The organism is Nocardioides sp. CCNWLW239, from assembly GCF_037137035.1.
GTDB lineage: Bacteria > Actinomycetota > Actinomycetes > Propionibacteriales > Nocardioidaceae > Nocardioides.
Map to the genome: position 1 here is coordinate 412,508 of NZ_JBBBNW010000004.1, position 20,280 is coordinate 432,787.

At 69.7% G+C, this 20,280-nt stretch carries 21 protein-coding genes; 10 read left to right on the forward strand and 11 right to left on the reverse strand.

Annotated elements, in window-relative coordinates; genetic code table 11:
• Positions 1 to 42: 42 nt before the first annotated feature.
• Complete coding sequence (locus WBG06_RS18980) at positions 43 to 678, reverse strand: serine O-acetyltransferase (RefSeq protein ID WP_336738519.1); 636 nt, start codon at positions 676 to 678, stop codon at positions 43 to 45.
• A gap of 13 nt (positions 679 to 691) precedes the next feature.
• Entirely contained in the window at positions 692 to 958 is a 267-nt protein-coding gene (locus WBG06_RS18985; RefSeq protein WP_336738520.1) for an acyl carrier protein, read from the reverse strand.
• 212 nt (positions 959 to 1,170) lie between these two features.
• On the opposite strand from WBG06_RS18985, the gene asnB reads away from it, so the two are divergent.
• The 4 genes from asnB to WBG06_RS19005 are packed head-to-tail and all read left to right on the forward strand — an operon-like array spanning position 1,171 to position 5,238.
• Positions 1,171 to 3,195 (forward strand): asparagine synthase (glutamine-hydrolyzing), encoded by a 2,025-nt coding sequence (asnB, locus tag WBG06_RS18990; protein WP_336738521.1) that lies wholly within the window; start codon positions 1,171 to 1,173, stop codon positions 3,193 to 3,195.
• Positions 3,192 to 4,223 carry an NAD(+) synthase gene (gene nadE, locus WBG06_RS18995; RefSeq protein ID WP_336738522.1) on the forward strand — a complete coding sequence of 344 codons (1,032 nt, stop codon included), beginning with the start codon at positions 3,192 to 3,194 and terminating at the stop codon, positions 4,221 to 4,223. Before asnB ends, nadE begins: the two co-directional genes overlap by 4 nt.
• 15 nt (positions 4,224 to 4,238) lie before the next feature.
• Positions 4,239 to 4,886 (forward strand): SRPBCC family protein, encoded by a 648-nt coding sequence (locus WBG06_RS19000; RefSeq protein ID WP_336738524.1) that lies wholly within the window; start codon positions 4,239 to 4,241, stop codon positions 4,884 to 4,886.
• A 13-nt stretch (positions 4,887 to 4,899) separates the two neighbouring features.
• Positions 4,900 to 5,238, forward strand: coding sequence for an ArsR/SmtB family transcription factor (locus tag WBG06_RS19005; protein ID WP_336738526.1), 339 nt, complete (start codon positions 4,900 to 4,902; stop codon positions 5,236 to 5,238).
• 16 nt (positions 5,239 to 5,254) lie between these two features.
• On the opposite strand, the gene WBG06_RS19010 is transcribed toward WBG06_RS19005, so the two are convergent.
• The 4 genes from WBG06_RS19010 to WBG06_RS19025 form a co-directional block, all read right to left on the reverse strand.
• Positions 5,255 to 6,010 (reverse strand): class I SAM-dependent methyltransferase, encoded by a 756-nt coding sequence (locus tag WBG06_RS19010; protein WP_336738527.1) that lies wholly within the window; start codon positions 6,008 to 6,010, stop codon positions 5,255 to 5,257.
• Positions 6,011 to 6,146: 136 nt separating this feature from the next.
• On the reverse strand, positions 6,147 to 7,388 hold the full coding sequence (locus WBG06_RS19015) for an HNH endonuclease signature motif containing protein (RefSeq protein WP_336738528.1): 1,242 nt from the start codon (positions 7,386 to 7,388) through the stop codon (positions 6,147 to 6,149).
• A gap of 401 nt (positions 7,389 to 7,789) precedes the next feature.
• The gene (locus WBG06_RS19020; protein WP_336738529.1) at positions 7,790 to 8,653 is read right to left on the reverse strand and encodes a hypothetical protein; all 864 of its coding nucleotides are present in this window, start codon (positions 8,651 to 8,653) and stop codon (positions 7,790 to 7,792) included.
• 1 nt (position 8,654) lies between these two features.
• Positions 8,655 to 10,238 carry a class I adenylate-forming enzyme family protein gene (locus tag WBG06_RS19025; protein WP_336738530.1) on the reverse strand — a complete coding sequence of 528 codons (1,584 nt, stop codon included), beginning with the start codon at positions 10,236 to 10,238 and terminating at the stop codon, positions 8,655 to 8,657.
• Between the two features lie 164 nt (positions 10,239 to 10,402).
• Here WBG06_RS19025 and WBG06_RS19030 point away from each other — a divergent pair, with 164 nt between their 5' ends.
• Genes WBG06_RS19030 through WBG06_RS19045 form a run of 4 tightly spaced genes read left to right on the forward strand, consistent with a single transcriptional unit; the run spans position 10,403 to position 14,066 of the window.
• A complete protein-coding gene (locus WBG06_RS19030; protein ID WP_336738531.1) occupies positions 10,403 to 11,095 on the forward strand; it encodes a hypothetical protein in 693 nt (230 codons plus the stop codon).
• A gap of 6 nt (positions 11,096 to 11,101) precedes the next feature.
• Complete coding sequence (locus WBG06_RS19035) at positions 11,102 to 12,346, forward strand: MFS transporter (protein WP_336738532.1); 1,245 nt, start codon at positions 11,102 to 11,104, stop codon at positions 12,344 to 12,346.
• Positions 12,343 to 13,374 carry a hypothetical protein gene (locus WBG06_RS19040; RefSeq protein WP_336738533.1) on the forward strand — a complete coding sequence of 344 codons (1,032 nt, stop codon included), beginning with the start codon at positions 12,343 to 12,345 and terminating at the stop codon, positions 13,372 to 13,374. Before WBG06_RS19035 ends, WBG06_RS19040 begins: the two co-directional genes overlap by 4 nt.
• A gap of 59 nt (positions 13,375 to 13,433) precedes the next feature.
• Entirely contained in the window at positions 13,434 to 14,066 is a 633-nt protein-coding gene (locus WBG06_RS19045; protein WP_336738534.1) for an acyltransferase, read from the forward strand.
• A 21-nt stretch (positions 14,067 to 14,087) separates the two neighbouring features.
• On the opposite strand, the gene WBG06_RS19050 is transcribed toward WBG06_RS19045, so the two are convergent.
• Together WBG06_RS19050 and WBG06_RS19055 are read right to left on the reverse strand one after the other, a co-directional pair.
• Positions 14,088 to 14,738, reverse strand: a complete 651-nt coding sequence (locus WBG06_RS19050; RefSeq protein WP_336738535.1) for a helix-turn-helix transcriptional regulator — start codon at positions 14,736 to 14,738, stop codon at positions 14,088 to 14,090.
• 10 nt (positions 14,739 to 14,748) lie between these two features.
• Positions 14,749 to 15,465, reverse strand: a complete 717-nt coding sequence (locus WBG06_RS19055) for a sensor histidine kinase (RefSeq protein WP_336738536.1) — start codon at positions 15,463 to 15,465, stop codon at positions 14,749 to 14,751.
• Positions 15,466 to 15,715: 250 nt separating this feature from the next.
• On the opposite strand from WBG06_RS19055, the gene WBG06_RS19060 reads away from it, so the two are divergent.
• Complete coding sequence (locus WBG06_RS19060) at positions 15,716 to 16,804, forward strand: LCP family protein (protein ID WP_336738537.1); 1,089 nt, start codon at positions 15,716 to 15,718, stop codon at positions 16,802 to 16,804.
• Positions 16,805 to 16,809: 5 nt separating this feature from the next.
• Here WBG06_RS19060 and WBG06_RS19065 read toward each other — a convergent pair whose 3' ends face one another.
• Positions 16,810 to 17,775, reverse strand: a complete 966-nt coding sequence (locus WBG06_RS19065) for an MBL fold metallo-hydrolase (RefSeq protein ID WP_336738538.1) — start codon at positions 17,773 to 17,775, stop codon at positions 16,810 to 16,812.
• Positions 17,776 to 17,822: 47 nt separating this feature from the next.
• Here WBG06_RS19065 and WBG06_RS19070 point away from each other — a divergent pair, with 47 nt between their 5' ends.
• Entirely contained in the window at positions 17,823 to 18,278 is a 456-nt protein-coding gene (locus tag WBG06_RS19070) for a helix-turn-helix domain-containing protein (RefSeq protein WP_336738539.1), read from the forward strand.
• Here WBG06_RS19070 and WBG06_RS19075 read toward each other — a convergent pair.
• Both WBG06_RS19075 and WBG06_RS19080 read right to left on the reverse strand, forming a co-directional pair.
• Positions 18,196 to 18,762, reverse strand: coding sequence for an AAA family ATPase (locus WBG06_RS19075; RefSeq protein ID WP_336738540.1), 567 nt, complete (start codon positions 18,760 to 18,762; stop codon positions 18,196 to 18,198). The genes WBG06_RS19070 and WBG06_RS19075 overlap by 83 nt on opposite strands.
• A gap of 2 nt (positions 18,763 to 18,764) precedes the next feature.
• Positions 18,765 to 20,006 (reverse strand): HNH endonuclease signature motif containing protein, encoded by a 1,242-nt coding sequence (locus WBG06_RS19080; RefSeq protein WP_336738541.1) that lies wholly within the window; start codon positions 20,004 to 20,006, stop codon positions 18,765 to 18,767.
• Positions 20,007 to 20,280: the final 274 nt, after the last annotated feature.

The window sequence follows — 20,280 nt, forward strand, 5'->3', positions numbered from 1 at the left end:
GACGGCCAGGGCGGGCCGGAGTCCCGCATCACCCAATATCGGTTACGGCGTGCCTGCGGCGCGGTCGGGAACGACGAAGTTGATCATGGTGCGGTTGTCGTAGTCCCGGGCGATGACCCGGCCCGGGTTGCCACCGACCAGGCTGCGTGGCGGCACGTCCTTGGACAGCACGGTGCCCGCGGAGATGGTGCATCCGTCACCGACCGTGATGGCACCCGAGATCACCGCACCCGGGCCGATCCAGACGTCGTCGCCGATGGTGGGGACGCCATGGTTTCCCGCGGCTATCCGCTGGCCGATGGTGACGTTGTGGTGGAGCACGCAGTTGCTGCCGATCACGGCCGGCCCGATGATGATCCCGGAGCGGTGCATGACGAGCAGCCCGGGGCCGATGTCGGCGCGCCGGCCGATCTCGGCGTGGTGGATCCGCAGGTTGCGCCGGTTCCAGAACCAGAAGACCCCGAGCGCGGCCACGCCCAGCAGCGGGCGCTCCTCGCGGAGCCGGGTCGCCCACCGTCCGAACCGGTAGCAGGCGACGCAGCGGAGCTCGTAGTCGGTCAGCCAGAACCGGACCTTGGCGAGCAGCGAGGGCCGCCGGCTGCCGAGGTTGATCGTGTACATCTTGGCCAGGTCGACGGTGAAGTCGCTGTCGACCTGGCTGACACGACCGGGCCTCACCAACAAGGCGGGTTCACCCGACAAGGCGGTCCGCCGCGGTCTTCCGAGCCACGTACGCCACCAGGTTGGCGACACCGTCGAGGTTCGCCGGCACCGTCTCCGCCTCGGTGACGTCGATCTGGAACTCCTCCTCGAGGAACTCGATCAGCTCCAGGATCCCGGTCGAGTCGATCACCCCGGACTCGACCAGCGAGTCCGTAGGCGCCGGCAGCCGCTCCTCGTCACCCAGAAGCAGGCTGTCGAGGATGAACGCCTCGATCGTTCTCTGTACGTCTGCCATCGTCTGTTCTCTCCTTGCTCACCTACGCAGAGCCGGCTCGACCGGCCATGTCCTTGCACGTCCTCTGTTCTGACAGGCGGCGTCCGGCGCGCGAGGTCACAGGCCCGAAACATGCCGACATTGGGTGATAAACGCCCAGGCGGCCGCCCGCCCTCCCGTTGCCGCCGACAAGCCTTGGCGATCAGACGCGCGGACATCTACCGAGGAGAGCCATGTGCGGAATCTGCGGGGTGAGCTCCGTCGGCGAGGCGCCTGATCCGGGACTCGTACGCCGGATGCTCGCTGCCCTGGCCCACCGCGGCCCCGACGGCAGCGGCTACTACCGCGACGAGCGGGTCGCACTGGGCCACACCCGGCTGGCGATCGTGGACACGGTCGGTGGCGTGCAGCCGATGTGCGGCGAGGACGAGCAGGTGTGGGTGACGTTCAACGGCGAGATCTTCAACCACGTCGAGCTCGCCGCCGACCTCCGCGCTCGCGGGCACCGCTTCCGCACCCGCAGCGACACCGAGGTGATCGTGCACGCCTGGGAGGAATGGGGACCGGCCTGCTTCGACCGGTTCAACGGTCAGTGGGCGCTGGCGATCTGGGACCGGCGCAGCGGCGACCTCGTGCTGTCCCGCGACCGGTTCGGCGTGCGACCGCTCTTCTACACCCGAGCCGGCGACCGGCTGCTGTTCGCCTCCGAGGTGAAGGCGCTCTTCGCCGACCCGCAGGTGTCGCGCGAGCTCGACCCTGCCGGGATCGACCAGGTGCTGACGCTGTGGTCCGCGGTTGCTCCGCAGACGGTGTTCCGCGGGGTCCAGCAGGTGCCGCCCGGCAGCTACCTCACCTTCCGGGATGGTGTCGTGACCGGCAGCACCCGCTACTGGGCGCCGTCCTTCCCCGCCCGGGGCAGCGAGCCTCGCACCGACCTGGCGGAGAACGCCGCCGAGCTGCGGGAGCGGCTGGTGGCCGCCACCCGGCTGCGGTTCGAGCGCAGCGACGTGCCGGTCGCCGCCTATCTCTCCGGCGGGATCGACTCGGCGGTCACCGCCGGCGCGATCGCCGCCCTCAGGCTCGAGCACAGCACGGAGGTGCCGCTGCACACCTTCTCGCTGCGTTTCGCCGACGACGAGTTCGACGAGGGCAGCTACCAGACCCTGATGGCCGAGCGGCTGGGCACGGTGCATCAGGACGTCGTGGTCCGCGAGCGCGACATCGCCGACGTCTTCCCCGACGTCGTACGTCATGCCGAGAGCCCGCTGCTGCGCACCGGCCCGGCGCCGATGTTCCTGCTCTCCCGCCTGGTGCGGGAGGCCGGGTTCAAGGTGGTCGTCACCGGGGAGGGCAGCGACGAGGTGCTCGGCGGATACGACATCTTCCGCGAGGGCCGGATCCGGGAGCTGTGGACCCGTGACCCGGCTGCCGCGGAGGCGGCCGTGGAGCAGCTCTATCCGTGGATGAAGCGCTCCCCGCACCAGGCACCCGCCTTCGCCAAGAGCTTCTTCGGCCGCAACCTCGTCGCCGGGGACCCGGCGATCTCGCACCGGCCCCGCTGGGACGCGACGGCCGTGCTGCGCTCGATGCTGACCACCGACGTACGTGAGTCCTGCGACCGGAGCCCGGTCGACGAGGTCGTCGCCGCGATGCCCTCGGAGGAGGCCGGCTGGGACCCGCTGTCACGGGCCCAGTGGCTGGAGATGACGACGCTGCTGCCAGGCTACATCCTGGCCTCGCAGGGCGACCGGATGCTGATGGGCAACTCGATCGAGGGCCGGTTCCCGTTCCTGGACCCGAACATCGCCGACCTGGCCGCCGAGGTCCCGGCCGACCACAAGATCCACGGCATGGACGAGAAGCACCTGCTCAAGCGGGCCTTCGCCGACCTGGTGCCGGAGGAGATCCTGCGGCGCCCCAAGCAGCCCTATCGCGCCCCGGACGCAGCGGCGTTCTTCGCCGGCGGCACCCCGGACTGGGTCTTCGACGTCACCTCGGTCTCCGCTCTGCAGGCCGCCGGGGTCTTCCGGCCGGAGCTCGTCCAGCGGCTGCTGGAGAAGGCCAGGCGCACGCAGGGACGCCGCCTCGGCAACACCGACAACATGCGCCTGGTGGCCGTGCTGTCCACCCAGCTCCTGCACAGCGAGCTGCTCACCCGTCCGGCTGACCGGACAGCTGCTCCGCCGGAACCGCTCACCGTCTTCGACACCGTTCTCGATCGCACCGGACTCGAGCTCATCGGAAGGACCTCAAGATGACCACGACCAGCCCACGAACAAGCCCTGGAGCAAGCCCCGTCGCAGCGTACGGACTGGAGACGCTCCGTTTCGACGAGGAGGCCGAGGCGAAGCGGATCGGCGACTCGATCCGCCGCTACCTGGTGGCCAACAAGCGCAAGGGCATCGTGCTCGGCGTCTCGGGTGGGATCGACTCCAGCGTGGTCGCCGCGCTGGCCGTGAAGGCGCTCGGCCGGGAGCGGGTCTTCGCGCTGCACATGCCCGAGCAGGAGTCCTCGGACGACACCATCGGGTTCAGTACGAAGCTGACCGACTCGCTCGGGATCGAGTCGACGCTCGAGGACATCTCCCCCGTCCTGGTCGGGCTCGGGGCCTACCAGCGGCGCGACGACGCCATCCGGCGGGTCGTGCCCGCGTACGGGCCGGGGTGGAAGTCGAAGCTCGTGCTGCCCAGCGTGGTCGACTCGGACGCCTACCGGCTCTTCTCCGTGGTCGTCGAGGATCCCGCCGGCACCCAGAGCACCCACCGCCTGACGACCGAGGCCTACCTGGAGATCGTCGCGGCGACGAACTTCAAGCAGCGGGCCCGCAAGGCGTTGGAGTACTTCCACGCCGACCGGCTCAACTACGCCGTCGCCGGCACCCCGAACCGGCTGGAGTACGACCAGGGCTTCTTCGTGAAGCTCGGGGACGGGGCCGCAGACGTGAAGCCGATCGCGCACCTCTACAAGTCGCAGGTCTACGCGATGGCCGCCTATCTCGGGGTGCCCGAGGAGATCCAGGCGAGGCCCTCCACCACCGACACCTACTCGCTGGAGCAGTCGCAGGAGGAGTTCTACTTCTCGCTGCCCTACCAGCGGATGGACCTGTGCCTCTACGGCCTGAACAACGGGGTCCCGACCACCGAGGTCGCCGAGGCCACCGGGCTCAGCGTCGAGCAGGTCGAGCGCGTCTACCGCGACATCGAGCAGAAGCGGCGTACGACCGCATATCTCCACGCGGCTCCCGTCCTCGTCGACGAGGTTCCATTGAATATCAACGAAGCTTGATATACCGTCGCAGGCATGAGCACTCCACCCTTCATCCCTGCCGACCATCTCGGCGCCGTGAACCGCGCCCTGTCCACCACGACCCGTGGCGGTGAGGAGCTGCGCGTCCTCGTCGTCGAGCGCAGCTACGACGCCACCCCGGACGAGGTCTGGGACGCGCTGACCACGAAGGAGCGCATCCCGCGCTGGCTGATGCCGGTCACCGGCGACTTCGAGGTCGGCGGCCGCTACCAGCTCGAGGGCAACGCCGGCGGCGAGATCCTCGCCTGCGACCGCCCGAAGCTGCTCTCCGTCACCTGGGACTACGGCGACATGAGCTCGTGGGTCGACGCGACCCTGACCGCCGCCGGCAGCCGTACGCTGCTCCGCCTCGAGCACTCCGCCCCCGTCCCGCCGGAGCAGTGGAAGGAGTTCGGCCCCAGCGCGGTCGGCATCGGCTGGGAGCAGATGCTGCTCGGCCTCGCCCTCCACCTCTCCGCCCCCGATGCCGAGAAGATGGACCCGATGTCCCCCGAGGCGCTGCCCGCGATGATCGAGCACACCCAGGGCTCCGCCGCGGCCTGGGTCGAGGCCGACATCGCCTTCGGCACCGACCCCGACCAGGCCCGCGCCGCCGGCGAGCGCTGCGTGGCTGCCTACACCGCGATGCCTGAGCCGGAGTAACGGGAACAGTCGGTTGCACGCCTTCGACGTCCTCGGCGACCCCGTACGCCGCCGCATCCTCGAGCTCCTCGCCGACGGCGACCGCACCTCCGGCGAGGTGGTCGAGACCATCTCCGCCGAGTTCGGCATCCGCCAACCCGCGGTCTCCATGCAGCTCAAGGTCCTCCGCGAGCACGGCTTCGCCAACGTACGCCCCGACGGCACCCGCCGCATCTACTCTCTCGACACCGGCCCGATGGCCGAGGTGGACGCCTGGCTGAGCCCGTTCCGCCGCTTCTGGACCCAGCACCTCGACGCCCTCGACACCGAGATCCGGCGGGGGCGGAGGGAGCGGGGACCGTCGGAGGACTGAGCCGCGGTGCCCTCGTCTATCCCTTGACCGCGACCACCGTGTAGTTCTCCGCCTCAGGGTCGAAGGTGCTCGTCTCGGGCTGGAGCCCCACCCGGCGCAGCTCGTCGTCGAGCTCGTCGTGCCGGTAGGGCCAGCTCGACAGCAGCTCCGAGCGGACGAGCACCGATCCGTCAGGATCCACCTGCGTGATCGCGATCTCGATGTGGTGCTCGTCCTCCCAGTCCGGCGCGATCTCCCAGCGGTAGACCACGACGGCATCACGACCGTTCCGACGGACGAGCCGGTCGCTGATGTCGAGCCGAGAACCTCTGGCCCGCACGAGCTCCCACGTGCGGGAGGTGAGCACCAAGCGCCCGCCACGACGCAGGAGCCGTGACATCGATTCCAGAGCAGCAACCCTTTCCCGCGCGCCCTCCGCATGATGCAGCGAGTTGCCGACGCAGAAGACCATGTCGAAGGTCTCCTCCTCGAGATGCTCGGGCAGCTCCTGCCAGTCAGCCCGCACGGTGCGCACAGGAGCGCCGAACTCCTCAGCCAGCTCCGCAGTCCTCCGAACCATCGCTTCGCTGGCGTCGGCCGCGACCACCTGCATGCCACGACCGGCCAGACCGACCGCCAGCTGCCCGGTCCCGCACGAGCAGTCGAGGACCCGAGCGCCCGACGGCAGCAACCGAAGGACGTCGTCGAACGACGCGGCGAACTCAGCCGGAGCCAGCTTCGCCTCCGAGATGAGCCACTCGTACACCTCGGCAAGCGCGCCATAACCGTTCACCACTGCCACCTCCGTCGCGCAGACAGACTCACCGTGGCTGTCCAGTACATCAGCGGAGCACGCCGGTCACCAACGGTTATCGGGACCGCATCCCGTTCACTCGTGCCACGGAGCACGATCCGGAACCCGACCGGCCTCAGGGTCTGCGGGTGAACCGGATCGTGCCGTCGGGCAGACGCTCATGAAGGTAGCCGGGAGCATGTGCCAGCCGGTGATGGTGGGGGCACAACAACACCCCGTCTTTGAGGTCGGTCCTTCCTCCGGTGCTCCAGGGATCGAGATGATGCGCGTCGCACCATTCCGGTGGCATGTCACACCCCTCGGCCTGGCAGCACTTCTGCTGCAACCGGAGCGCTTTGCGCTGGATCGGCTGGAAGAACCTGCTGGCGCGGCCGGCGTCGAGAACCTCACCGTCACCACCGAGGATCCAGGGGATGATGGTGGCGTTGCACGCCATCTTCCGGGCCTCAGCGGCGGTGATGGTGGTGCCGTTGGTCTCGTCGTACCCAAGGGTCGCGGTCCCGAGCTCTTTGCGGAGATCCTCGAGGCTGATGACGATGTTGACGACGGTGGCGTCGCCACCGTGTCTGGGCAGTGCGGCGGGGTCGATGGTCTCGAGCAGCCGGGTGAACCCGTGGCCCAGGAGTCGTTCCCACGGCGGCAGCGCCGCACCTTTCTCCACCAACTGCTGTTTGCGGGGTTGGGCGTAGGCCTCGACCATGGTCTTGAGTCGCGTCCCGGTGGAGACCGGGAGCACACCTTCGAACCGGACGGTCCCGTCGTGGTTGTCCCAGATCCGGAGCGCGGTCTTCTGCAGGGCGCGTTGCTCTTCGGCGAGGAGGGCTTGGGCTTCGGCTTCGTCGAACCGGTCGGGGTCGACTCGTTCCAAGATCCGTCTCCCGGCGATGCGGAGCTGGTTGGCGGTCAGCCGGCAGGCCTCTTCGACCAGCAGCTTCTCGGCGAGCACCAGGTCCTCACTGGTGGCGACCGGGTCGGCATCGAGCGTGTCCAGCGCCCGGGTGATCACCTGGGCCTTCGCCTCGGACAGTTGGCCGGCAGCAAGGCCGGCGGCGACCAGCTCGTACTTGTTCATCGCGCCAGCGAGCTTGATCGCAGATCTCGCCGTGCCTTTGTCGACCAGGAGTTCTGCCCGCATCCAGGCGGAGGCGTCCTTGTCCCCGGTCTCGGCAGCGACATCACCGGAGGCGGCGAGGATCCGCAGTCTCAATGAGGCTTGCCGTGCCTCGGTCTTCGCGAGCCAGGCCAGCATCTCCTTCTTCTGGGAGGCAGACCAGTAGATCGGGTCCCGGTCGAGGAGGTCGTCGAGGGAGGCGTCGATGATCGATGTGGTCGCGTCGATCCCGCTGTCCAGACTCATCGCTGCCTCCTCCTTCCCGGAGTGTCCAGAGGCGTGTTGTGATGGGTCTGATTCTACGCTCAGATTGGATACCTAACCATCCATAGGTGCAGGTCACCCCTGGTTTTCGCGGTGAGCGTACGGCGTCGTTCTTGTGGTTGGTAAGTGGCCCGAAGCGCCACCCTTCATCCCGCGAAACCTTGCCGTCCCGAGCAGAGATCGCCTCCCGGCCACACCGGGGCCGCCGTCCCGATAGCCAGCCAAGTTTTTCTCGACGAGCCCCGGTGTCAAGGATCGCCGAAGGCGACCGGCGAAGCCGGCGGCCGCAGGCCGTCCTTGACTCCGGGGCTCGTCGAGAAGACCGTAGAAGGAGGGTCGGCGGCCCAGGCCAGCCCAGCAAAACCGCCCCGGCAGCCCGACCCTCACCCAACCGCCCCGCGGCCCGCCACCACCTTCACCACTTCAACAGCAACAGCAGCAGCCCCAGCCTCGTTGAGGTGACCACGGTCGCGGGTCAGGTTCTCGTTGAGCACGTAGTAGGTGCTCCCGTCCTTGCTGCGTTCCCCGGTCCCCGCGGCCTCCACGGCGGCGATGTCGACGAGACGGCCGGTGGCGGCGTACTGGTCCCGGATCATCGCGTTGTAGCGCTCCCGAGCGACGTTGTCGGCCGGTCCCATCTCGTCGTCACGACCCAGGACCGCCTTGATCTTGGACTTCCAGCTGCGGTCGGCGGTGAGCGGCACGGTCGTGTAGAGGAAACGTACGTCGGGATGAGCGGCCTCGACCTCGGCCATCGTCGACACATAGCCGTCGAAGACGGCCTCGACGTCGGTGGCCGCGGTGATGTCGGCGTAGCAGAGCTTCATCAGCGCCACGTCGACGTCCTTCCCGGCGGCGCTGTCCATCACCTCGGTGAACGCGGCGAGCTTGCTGGTGGGGTCCCCGTTCACCCCGATGTAGGCATGCCGGAACGCGGCGCTCTCACCGTCGGGAGCGACCGCTCCACCGGTGACGTCGGCGACGGCGGGCGCGGCGACGGACGCGTCGGCGTACACCGTCGCGAGGCCGTCGAGGATGTCCATCCCCACCGAGTTGTGCCCGAAGAGCACCTTGGTCTGCGCCACCATCCGCAGCTCCGACTCGGAGGGCCCGGCGACCGCGACATGAGCATTCACCCCTGGACTCCTCACCAACCATGTTCCGGTCAGCGCGACCGCGACGAGCAGGACCGCTGCCCACATGCCGGCCAGGAGCTTCACCGATGCGGGGACCGTCCGTTCCGCCATCTCAGCTCACCTTGACGCCACCCACGGAGTCGTCGTCGACATCGGCGCCGGCGATACGTTCCGCAGCTTCGGACAGTCCCTCCGCCAGCCTCATGCACATGGCGCGTACCTCCCGCTTGACCACCTTCCCGCTCGCGTTGAGCGGCAGGGCATCGACCATGCGGACCACCTCGGGCACCATGTGCTTCGAGAGCTGCTCGCGGCAGTGCGCGATGACGTCGGCGACCAGCAGCCCGGAGCCGCGTCGACGCACCACGACCAGCTCGACCCGCTCGCCCGCGGTGTCGTCCGGGAGCCCGACCGCAGCAGCTGCCACGACGTCGGGGAGAGCGAGCGCGGCGGACTCGACGTCCTGGCTCGCGATCCGGTGCTCCCGCGACTTGATGAAGTCCTCGACCCGGTCGACCACGTAGATGTAGCCGTCCTCGTCGACCTTCGCCAGATCTCCGGTACGCAGCATCCCGCCGGGCATCTTGCGGGCCGTCGCCTCGGGGTCGTCGAGGTAGCCGGGCGAGATGTTCGCGCCGCTCGCCCAGATCTCGCCGATCTCGCCGGGCCCGACCGGTACGCCGACGCTGTCGAGCACGCGCAGGTCCACCCCCGGGATGCCGCGGCCGATCGATCCTGGGCGCCGGGTGAGCTCGCCGGGCGGGAGGTAGGAGAGCCGGGCGGTGGCCTCGGTCGCGCCGTACATCACGAAGACCTTCGCCTGCGGCTGGGCGCGCACCAACTGCTCCACCAGAGCGGGCGCCAGCCGGCCACCGGCCTGCTGCACGGTGCGCAGCGCGGGAAGCGCCGTGGTGCCGAAGGTGCTGTTGCGCAGCAGCATCCCGAAGGTCGACGGCACCCCCGCAAACCCTGTGCAGCGCGCGGACACCATCCGGTCCACGACGGCCTGCGGGAAGACGGCCGTCTGCTGGATCACCATCGCCGCGCCGGCGCGCAGATGGGTGTGCAGGAGCGAGAGCCCGAAGACGTAGGTGAACGGCAGCACGACCAGCATCCGGTCGTCCGGCGTGATGTCGAGAAAGCCGAGGATCGAGGTCGTGTTCGCCTGGATGTTGCGGTGGGTGAGCCGTACGGCACGAGGGTCACCGGTGGTGCCGGAGGTGAACATGTAGAGCGCGTCCTCGTCGAGGTCGACCTCGACCGCCTCGGACGGCACGGACGACACAGACGGAACGGATCGCTGCTGCGGGACCAGCCCCTCCGTCCGTTCCACGACGAGCGGGATGCTCCTGGGCAGGCTCGGCCGCAGCGCGTCGGCCTGCGCACGACCGACCAGCAGCGCGTCGGCGCCGACCCATCGCACCCGGGCCACCACCTCGTCGGCCGGCAGCGTGGCGGCCAGCGGCACCACGACGAGCCCCATCCGCAGCGCGGCCAGATAGGCCGAGACCCAGAACAGGCCGTTGGGAGCCATGATCCCGACCGGCGTGCCGGGAGGCAGGCCGAGCATTGAGAGCCGTCCGGTGAGCACCGACACGCTGGCTCGCAGCTCTTCGAAGGTGTATTCGCGACCCGCCTCTGCGAGCGCGATCGAGTCCTCGGGCGCTAGCTCGAGAAGAAAGTCGGCTGTGTTCAACGTGGCCCGTCCCCCGGGATGCTACGGCCGGGACGGTTCCCGGCAACCGCAACGTCGCACGGGGCACCTCCACGGACGGTGGCCCCGCCGGCAGGCTGCCTGAAATTGAGTACGCGGATCGTCGATCGGTCTCGACCGGGCCCCGCTGCGCGTCGACTGGTCTCGTGAACCTCAAGCGCCTCGCTCTCCTCGTGCTGCTCGGCGTGCTCGTCGGCGTCACGATCTTCTGGGTGCCGGGGCGTTTCGCCGACTCCTCCTCCGGCACGGACGGCGGCGGTGCGGTGGGCGCCGCCTCGTCCGGTTCGAGCTCACCGGGAGCCGAGGCGACCTCCGGCTCCGGGTCCTCCGGGTCTTCTGGGTCCTCCGGGTCTTCCGGGTCCGGCCAGAAGTCCGAGTCGGACCCCGAGCCCGCGACGGAGGCGCTGCCCAAGGCCGCCTCGACCCCGACCGAGGCCGGACTTCCCGGTCTCAGCGAGAAGCCGCGCGCGCGGACGACGGCGCTGATCTCGGAGCCGCTGCCGAAGCAGGCGGTCCGCAAGGGTGGGCTGGTCGCCGGCTACCCGACCGCGCTGGCACCCCCGGCACGCACCGCGGTCGACGTCTCCAGCGTCTCGCCCACCGAGGGTGTGCTCCAGGTGGCGCTGACGGCGAGCTGCCGCCGGCCCTGCGACGTACTCCGTCATTTCCGGACCGGCCTGGCGCAGCACGGCTTCAAGGAGGTCACGACCACATCGGTCGAGAACGCACCCGCGATGTCGATGCACCGCGGCGACGAGTCCGTGAGCGTCACGATCACCGACACCGGCCGCCGCGCCGTCGACTTCACCCTCTACTCCGTGCTCCGCACGAGGACCTGAGCGCCGGTGTACCTCTCCCTCAGCGACCGTCCCACCACCAGCACCGGTGCCGAGCCGCGGAGCACCGGCGGGCGAGTCTCCCGGACCGTCGTCACCCTCGGCATCGTCAGCCTGCTGACCGACATCTCCTCGGAGTCGGTCTCGGCGATCCTGCCGCTCTACCTGACCGCTGTGGTGGGGCTCTCGCCGGTGGCGTACGGACTCATCGACGGGCTCTACCAGGGCGTCTCCTCGCTGGTGCGGATCGCCGCCGGGTGGGCGGCCGACCGCACCGACCGGCCGCAGCCGGTGGCCCTGGCGGGCTACGCGATGAGCGCGGTCGCCCGGCTCGGGCTGATCTTCGCGGGCGGCTTCGGGACCATCTCCGCGGCGATCTCGCTGGACCGGGTCGGCAAGGGCGTACGCACCGCCCCGCGCGACGCGATGATCGCCGCCTCCAGCGACCCGGCGCACCTCGGCCGCAGCTTCGGCGTCCACCGGGCGCTGGACACGATCGGGGCGACGCTCGGCCCGCTGCTCGCGTTCGTGATCCTGTGGCGGATCGCCGACGGCTACGACACGGTCCTGGTCGTCTCGCTCGGCTTCGCTGTCCTCGGGGTGGCCACGATGGCCTTCTTCGTCCCGTTCCGCACCGGAGCCGTCCGTCGGATCTCTCCCCGGCGCGAGCCGCGCGCCAAGGTCCGCTGGCGCACCGCGCTCACCCCCGGTCTCGTCCGGGTGACCGGTGTCTCCGGCGTGCTCGCTCTGCTCACCGTCGGTGACGGCTTCGTCTACCTGGCGCTGCTGGAGACCGGCGGTTTCGCGGCGCAGTGGTTCCCGGTCCTGTACGTCGGCACCAACGTCGCCTACCTCGCCCTCGCCGTCCCGATGGGACGGCTCGCCGACCGGGTCGGCCGCACCCGGGTCCTCGTGCTCGGTCACCTGCCGCTCGCGGCTGCTTATCTGTGCGCGGCCACCGGCTCCGGCGCGCTCTGGACGACCTGTGCCGCGGTGCTCCTCCTCGGCGTCTTCTACGCCGCCACCGATGGCACCCTGGCCGCCGTGGCCGGGCAGCTGGTCCCCGAGACCGTCCGCGCCAGCGGCATCGCCACCGCCCAGACCGCGGTCGCGCTCGCCCGGCTCGTGGCGGCCACCGGCTTCGGCCTGCTCTGGTACGCCGTCGGCCCGCGGGTCGCGATGCTCGCGGTGTGCGTCGTGCTGCTCGCCGCGATCCCGGCCGGGCTCACCGTGCTGCGCAGGGCGGTGCGATGACGACGTCCTGGGTCAAGCACCGCACGACGATCTTCGGCGCGGTCGTCGTGCTCGTCACGGCCGGCGTGACCGCGTACGCCCTGTCCGCGATCGCGGAGAACGACCGCCGTACGTCCACGGCGACCGACGCGACGACCACCTCCCTGACGCAGATCGAGCAGGGGCCCAGGATCCTCTTCCGCCACACCGGCCAGGACGCGGACTACGGCCACGTCGGCGCCGTCGCGCTGACCGAACCCGGCGGCGCCCGGGCCCTCACCGGCCTCAGCTGTGACCGGGTCTACGCCCAGGCCGGATCGGTCTCGTGCCTCGCGACCGAGCGTGGCGTGGTGAGCCGCTTCCGCGCGACCGACCTGTCGACCTCGACCCCGGGGAAGCGTTGGCGCGAGGTCGACGAGACCGACCTGCCCGGCATGCCCAGCCGCACCCGGATCTCGCCGGACGGGACACTGGTCTCCTCGACCGTGTTCGTCAACGGCGACTCCTACATGGTCAGCGGGTTCTCGACGCGCACCGTGATCCGCCGGATCGGCGGAGCGAGCTACGGGGACCTGGAGAAGTTCAGGCTGGTCGTCGACGGCCGCCGGGTCGCCCCCGTCGACCGCAACATCTGGGGCATCACCTTCGCCGACGACGACCGCACCTTCTATGCCACCGTCGCCACCGGCGGGAGGACCTACCTCGCCCGCGGCGACCTCACCGAGCGCTCGCTGACCACGATCGCCGACCACGTCGAGTGCCCGTCGCTCTCCCCTGACGGCACCCGGATCGCGTTCAAGGAGGCCGACGCGGACGGCACCCGGTGGACGCCCGCGGTCCTCGACCTCGCCACCGGGAAGCGCACCGTCCTCGCCGGCGAGACGCACAGCATCGACGACCAGATCGAGTGGCTCGACGACGACACCGTCCTCTACGGCCTGGAGCGCGAGAGCGAGCCGGTCAGCGACGTCTGGGCGCTCGACACGTCAGCCACCGCCACCCCGCGGGTGCTGATCCCAGAGGCGTCCTCGCCCGCGGTCCTACGCTGAATCGGGTACGCCACGCCGGCCTGCTCCACGGGCCGCCCGGGTCCCGGTTTGCTGAGGGTATGACGATCGAGGACACCCACGACCTACCCCGGATCGAACCCCGGATCGAACCCAGCGCGGACGTCGACGACCGCGCCGTGATCGGCGCCGGGACCCTCGTCTGGCACCTGGCCCAGGTCCGCGAGGACGCCCGGATCGGCCGCGAGTGCATCGTCGGCCGAGGAGCGTACGTGGGGCCGGGGGTCGTGGTCGGCGACCGCTGCAAGATCCAGAACCATGCACTGGTCTACGAGCCGGCGGTGCTCGAGGACGGCACGTTCGTCGGGCCGGCGGTGGTCTTCACCAACGACGTCCTCCCGCGCGCCGTCAACCCCGACGGGACGCTCAAGAACGGCGATGACTGGGAGGCCGTCGGCGTGACGGCACGCACCGGCGCGAGCGTCGGCGCCCGTGCCGTCTGCGTCGCCCCGGTCACGATCGGCGCCTGGGCCATGGTCGCGGCCGGCGCCGTGGTGACCCGCGACGTACCCGATCATGCGCTCGTCGCCGGCGTCCCCGCTCGGCGGATCGGCTGGGTCGGGCACGCGGGCACCCCGCTCGTCGCCGAGGGCGAGGTCTGGCGCTGTCCCACGACCGGCACGCTCTACGCCCTGCGCGGCACGAGCGAGGACGACGGGCTGGTCGCGCTCTGAGACCTGCGATCGGCCCGTGGCTCAGGCGGCGCGCCAGTCCGCCTGATGGGCGATGCTGACCGCGGCGATCTGCGAGGACACGCCCAGCTTGGCGAGGACCGACTTCACCTGAGTGCGCACCGTCGCCTCGGAGACGACGCGAAGCTTGGCGATCTCGCCGACCGTGAGGCCTCCCATGAGGTGCTCGAGCACCTGCGACTCCCGCGGGGAGAGCTGGTCGAGCCGGCGACGGATCTCGATGATCCTCTGCTCCTGCCCCATCCAGGCCCGGATCAACCGCTCACGGTCTTCGACGTCGAGCACGCTGAGACCGTGGTTGAGCCGGCGTACGGTGCCCAGGATCTCGCCCAGGGGCATGGTCTTGGACAGCACCGTCCGGGCCCCGGCGTGCAGGGCATGGCCCCAGTCCGGCTCGTCCGTCGAGCTGGTCACCACGACGACGTCGACCCCCGCCCTGGCGAGCGGGGCGATGAGGCGTACGCCGGAACCGTGCTGTCCCAGATCGAGGTCGAGCAGCACGATGCGTGGCTGGGAGCGCGTGATCAGCGAGACGAGCTTGGTCTCCGACGGCGGTTCCTCCGGCAGCTCGACGCGACGGGCGTCGTAGCCCTCGAAGTTGAGAGCCAGCTCGAGCGACTCGGCGAGCAGGGCGTGGTCGTCAACGATGACCACCTTCACCCGTCTACGCGGTGACACCACGGCGGACACCTCCGGCCGGCGACTCGTCGGCACAGCCGAGCATCGGGATGCCGAGGACGAACGTGGTGCGCTCGGCGGACTCGACCAGCTCGAGATAGCCGCCCTGACGCTCCATCAGGTCGCGCGCGGCGTGCAGGCCGATGCCCTGACCGGTCGATCCCGGCCCGCTCACGCCCCAGGCGAAGATCCGTCGGCGGAGCTCGGGGGCGATCCCCGGCCCGTCGTCGGTGACGGCGATCTCGACGGAGGTCTCCGGACGGTCGCTCGCCCCCATCGTGATCCGGACCTGTCCGGAGCCATGGGCCGCGGCGTTGTCGAGGAGCGCGTTGAGCGCCTCGGTCATCTGGTCCGCGTCACCCAGGGCCAGCAGCCGGCCGGGGTGCCATTCGACATCGGTCCCCTTGGCCCGGTGAGCGCGGACCATGGTGCCCACGACGGCATCGAGGTCGATCACCTCGGCGACCTCGTCCACCGGCGCCCCGGCCTGCGGGTCCGTGCCCGACCCGGCGGACTCCTGCAGTCGCCGGACCATCCGTTCGAGCCGCAGCAGCTCGCTCTGCGCCGCGTCCGCGAGCGCGGTTCGGCGGTCTTCGCCGATCGCCACGGGCGCGTTCAGCAGCGCGGTCGCGGCCCGGATCCCGGCCAGCGCGGAGGCTACGTCGTGGAGCCGAGCACGTTCGTCCCGGCCGACGCCTGACATCGACACACTTCTCCCCTGGTCATTCGCGGGCTGCACCCCTCCCAAGACGCAGCCAGGCTGATGAAACACGTGCGCCCTCGGGAGGAACGACATGAACAGCGGCCTACAGCAGAGTGACCCTACTGACTCACACCCCGAGGTGTATTCCTTCCCTATATTTGGTTACCGCCCGTTACCGACCGGTGCCTGAAATTGAGGAATGGCGAGCATTTGGGGTCCGCGAACCGGCGCGGGCCGGTCCCCTGAGCACGTGGCCATCGTCGATCATCAGTCCCTGCCTCCGCAGCCGGACCCTGCGGACGAGACCGCACCACGACGGCGCCGGCGTGCCCACAAGGCCCTGGTCGGACTGGTGGTGTGTCTGCTGCTGCTCTGCGCCGCCTCCCTGGCCGGCATCTGGTGGCTGCAGGCGAAGGTCGAGAGCAACATCCAGCGTCTCCCCGACGCCTTCACCGGTCTCACCGACCGGCCCGCCAAGCCCACCACCGGGTCGGCTGCCGACGCCATGAACATCCTGGTCCTCGGCACGGACACTCGCTCCGACACGCCGACCACCGGCGCCGAGGCACCTGGGTGGAAGCCCGGGCAGGCACGCTCGGACACGATGCTGCTGGTTCATCTCGACGGCGACCGGCGCTCGGCTGCGGTGGTCTCGATCCCGCGCGACTCCTGGGTCGACATCCCCGGTCACGGGAAGGGCAAGGTCAACTGGGCCTACTCTTTCGGCGGCCCCCGGCTCACGGTCGAGACGGTCGAGGCGATGACCGAGGTACGCATCGACCATCTCGCCGTCGTCGACTGGGACGGGTTCAGGGCCCTCACCGACGCCATCGGCGGTGTCGACATCGACATCCCCGAGACCGTCTACGACTCTGCCCGCGACGTCCGGTGGGAGGCCGGGCGCCACCACCTCGACGGCGAGCAGGCACTCCTCTACGTACGTCAGCGCCACGGCCTCCGGGACGGCGACCTCGACCGCGTCGCCCGCCAACAGGCCTTCCTCCGTACGCTGCTCGAGCAGACCCTCGAGCAGGAGCTGCGCAAGCACCCCGACGAGGTCCTCGACCTCCTCACCCTCTTCTCCAAGCACGCCTCCGTCGACGACGGCTGGTCGACGTTCCAGATGGCCAGGCTCGCCGCCTCGCTCCGCAACCTGCGCACCGGTGACATCAGCTATCTCACCGTGCCCACCGACGGCACCGCCATGGTGGGCGACCAGTCAGTCGTACGCCTCGACCCCTCCCGCGACCGCGACCTGTGGCGCGCCGTCCGCGAGGACCGGATGGCCGAGTGGGCGGACGGCAACCAGGACCTGCTGACGCCCGACGTCGTCCGCTGATCGGGTCACTCGCCGGGTCGCCACTCCGATGCCCGCTCGTGGTCGTGGGCAGGGACGACCTTCACGAAGGACGGCAGAGCGTGGAGGCGATGCAGTGCCCGCCAGGTCTGCTCCCGGTCGACGTCCACGAGGCAGCCGAGGAAGCCGGAGCGCTGGCGCAGCTGCTCGATCTGCAGCCCGTGCCACGCGGTGTCTCCGACGAGCAGGACGGGGCCGTCCTCCGTGGTCAGCAGCACGCCGACGCTGCCGGGCGTGTGACCGGCGAGGTCCACCAGCACGACGCTGCCGTCTCCGAAGAGATCATGGCTCCGCTCGAAGGTGAGGAGCGGCGGCCCGTCGAGAGAGAACTCCAGCAGCTCCCGGTCCGCGAGCCCCCGGCGTACGCCGCCCACCGGCGCCTGCTCGCCCGCAGCCGCCCAGGCCAGCTCCTCGTCGTGGAGGATCGCAGGCAGTCCCGGGAGGTCGAGCAGCCCCGAGACGTGGTCCCAGTGTGCGTGGGTGCTCAGCGCGAAGTCGGGCCGCACCCCGGCCGCGTCGAGGGCCTCGACCGTCGGGATCGTCGTCGCGGGCGGTCGTACGATCCGCTGCAGCAGCGGCTGGAGCTCGGCCACCGCCTGACCCTGGGCATCTCGGGGCACCGCCGGGTCGATGAGAAGCGTCGCCTCCGGATGATGGACCACGAACGACTGCAGACTCAGCCGATCCGCCCCGGGCATCCGCTCGTACAGAAGCCTGCTCGGCACCGACCGCGGTCGCTGCGGCAGCGTCTGCAGCCGGACGGTCCTCGTCGCCGGCGGCAGCGGACCCCGGGCGCGCTCGGCCAGCGAACCCAGCAGGCGCTGATCAGGTCGTCTCGGCGCCACGTACGAACGAGCTCCCGCCACCGCCGTCCTCACCAGCTGCCGTGGCGTGTAGTCGGCGGGCAGCGAGTCGAGTCCCGCGAAAGGATTGGGCCGGTTTCGTAGCTCCATGTCCGAAACGCTAGAACTTCAGGTCGACCTGAAGGCAAGGTGGACACATGAGAATCTCGCTGGCCGCCGACCTCGTCGGCGTTCCCGCCCACGTCCTGCGACACTGGGAGGACGAAGGCGTGCTCACGCCCAGCCGGAAGAACGGGAACCAGCGAGACTTCACCGACCAGCACGTGAACGAGGCCCGCATCATCCACCGCCTCCGCCGAGCCGGCATCGGCCTCGCGGACATCCGAGCCCTCCGATCCGCCCCTCCCGGCCAGCGCTCGGCGCAGCTGGCCGCCCAGGCCGAGCGCGTGGCCGCAGAGGCGGCCCAGCTCGACGCGGCCGCCACCTTCCTGCGCCACACCGCCGAGTGCGAGCACCCGGTGATCGACGAATGCCCCCGATGCCGTGACTACGCGACCGCAGGCGCCCTGGCTAGCGGACCACCTCGAGCGGCCCCTCTTCCGGCGTCGGCGGCTCGAACCGCTCGAAGTATTCCCTCGCCGTCTGCTCGGTGAGCGGCCAATCGTCGGCCCGCCTGCCGTGTCGGTCACCGACCCGGCTCAGGATGACCTCGAGACTCGTCGCAACATAGACAGTCACCGGCACGACGCCCTCCGGCGCGAGCAGTGCGCGAAACTCATCGCGTTGTCGCCGGAACCAGAATCCGAAGTCGAGCACGACATCGCTCCCCGCCGCGACATGGCGCAGCAAGCGCGCCTTCAGGTCTGCCGCCACCTCGGCGACCACGTCGGCGGAGGGCATCGTCGTGATTCCGCGATCCCAGAACTCCACCTCGAACGACAGACGCACCCACCCCTCGCGCTCCAGGCGCTTCGCGTAGGTGGTCTTGCCGGCACCACCCGGCCCGCACATCATCACGACGCGGGGCCGCCGTGTCCCGTTCACCGCCACAAGGCCGAGAGTACGCTCCGCCACCGACATCGAAGCTTCCCATGCTCGCTCGTCGCGGACCTCCGCCAGATCGGAACTGATCCGCACCCCTAGGAGCGGCGGGCGAATCGGATGGTGCCGTCCGGCAGGCGTTCATGGGTGTACGTCGGCAGGTGAGCGAGACGGTGATGATGCGGGCACAGCAGGACCCCGTCTTTGAGGTCGGTTCTTCCTCCGGTGTTCCAGGGATCGAGATGATGCGCGTCGCACCATTCCGGTGGCATGTCGCAGCCTTCGGCTTGGCAGCATTTCTGCTGGATCCGGAGTGCTTTGCGTTGGATGGGTTGGAAGAACCTGCTGGCCCTACCGGCGTCGAGGACTTCTGCGTCACCACCGAGGATCCAGGGGATGATGGTGGCGTTGCACGCCATCTTCCGGGCCTCGGCGGCGGTGATGGTGGCGCCGTTGGTCTCGTCGAACCCAAGGATCGCGGTCCCGAGCTCTTTGCGGAGCTCCTCGAGGCTGATCACGATGTTGACGACGGTGGCGTCGCCACCGTGACGGGGCAGGACGGCGGGGTCGATGGTCTCGAGCAGCCGGGTGAACCCGTGGCCCAGGAGTCGTTCCCACGGCGGCAGCGCCGCACCCTTCTCCACCAGTTGTTGCTTACGCGGTTGGGCGTAGGCCTCGACCATCGTCTTGAACCTGATTCCGCTCGCGACCGGGAGCACACCCTCGAACCCGACCGTGCCATCCCGGTTGTCCCAGATCCGGAGCGCGGTCTTCTGCAGGGCGCGTTGCTCTTCAGCCAGAAGTGCTTTGGCCTCAGCCTCCTCGAACCGGACCGGGTCGACCCGTTCCAGGATCCGTCTCCCCGCGATGCGGAGCTGGTTGGCGGTCAACCGACTGGCCTCCTCGACCAACAGCTTCTCCGCCAGGACCAGGTCCTCGCGGGTGGCGACTGGGTCGGTGTCGATCGTGTCCAGAGCCCGGGTGATCACCTGGGCTTTCGCCTCAGTGAGTTGGCCAGCCGCAAGTTCGGCGGCGACCAGGTCGTATCTGTTCATCGCGCCGGCGAGCTTGATCGCAGATCTCGCGGTGCCTTTGTCGACCAGGAGTTCTGCCCGCATCCAAGCGGAGGCGTCCTTGTCCCCAGTCTCGGCAGCGATGTCACCGGAGGCCCCCAGGATCCGCAGTCTTAGCGCGGCCTGCCGCGCTTCGGTCTTCGCGAGCCAGACCAGCATCGCCTTCTTCTGGGAGGCAGACCAGTAGATCGGGTCCCGTCCCAGGAGTTCATCGAGGGAGGCATCGATCCTTGATGTGGTCGCGTCGATCCTGCTGTCCAGACTCATCGTTGCCTCCTCCTGTCCGAGGTGTTGAGAGGCGTGTCGTGATGGGTCTGATTCTACGCTCAGACTGGATACCTAACCATCCATAGATGCAGGTCAACTATGGTTTTCGCGGCGAGCGTACGGCCTAGCTCTTGTGGTTGGTAAGTGGCCCGTAGGGCCACACCCAGCCTCGTGGAACCCGCTCCTCCTGAACGGAGGATCGCCTCCCGGCCACACCGGGGCCGCCGTCCCGATAGCCAGCCAAGTTTTTCTCGACGAGCCCCGGTGTCAAGGA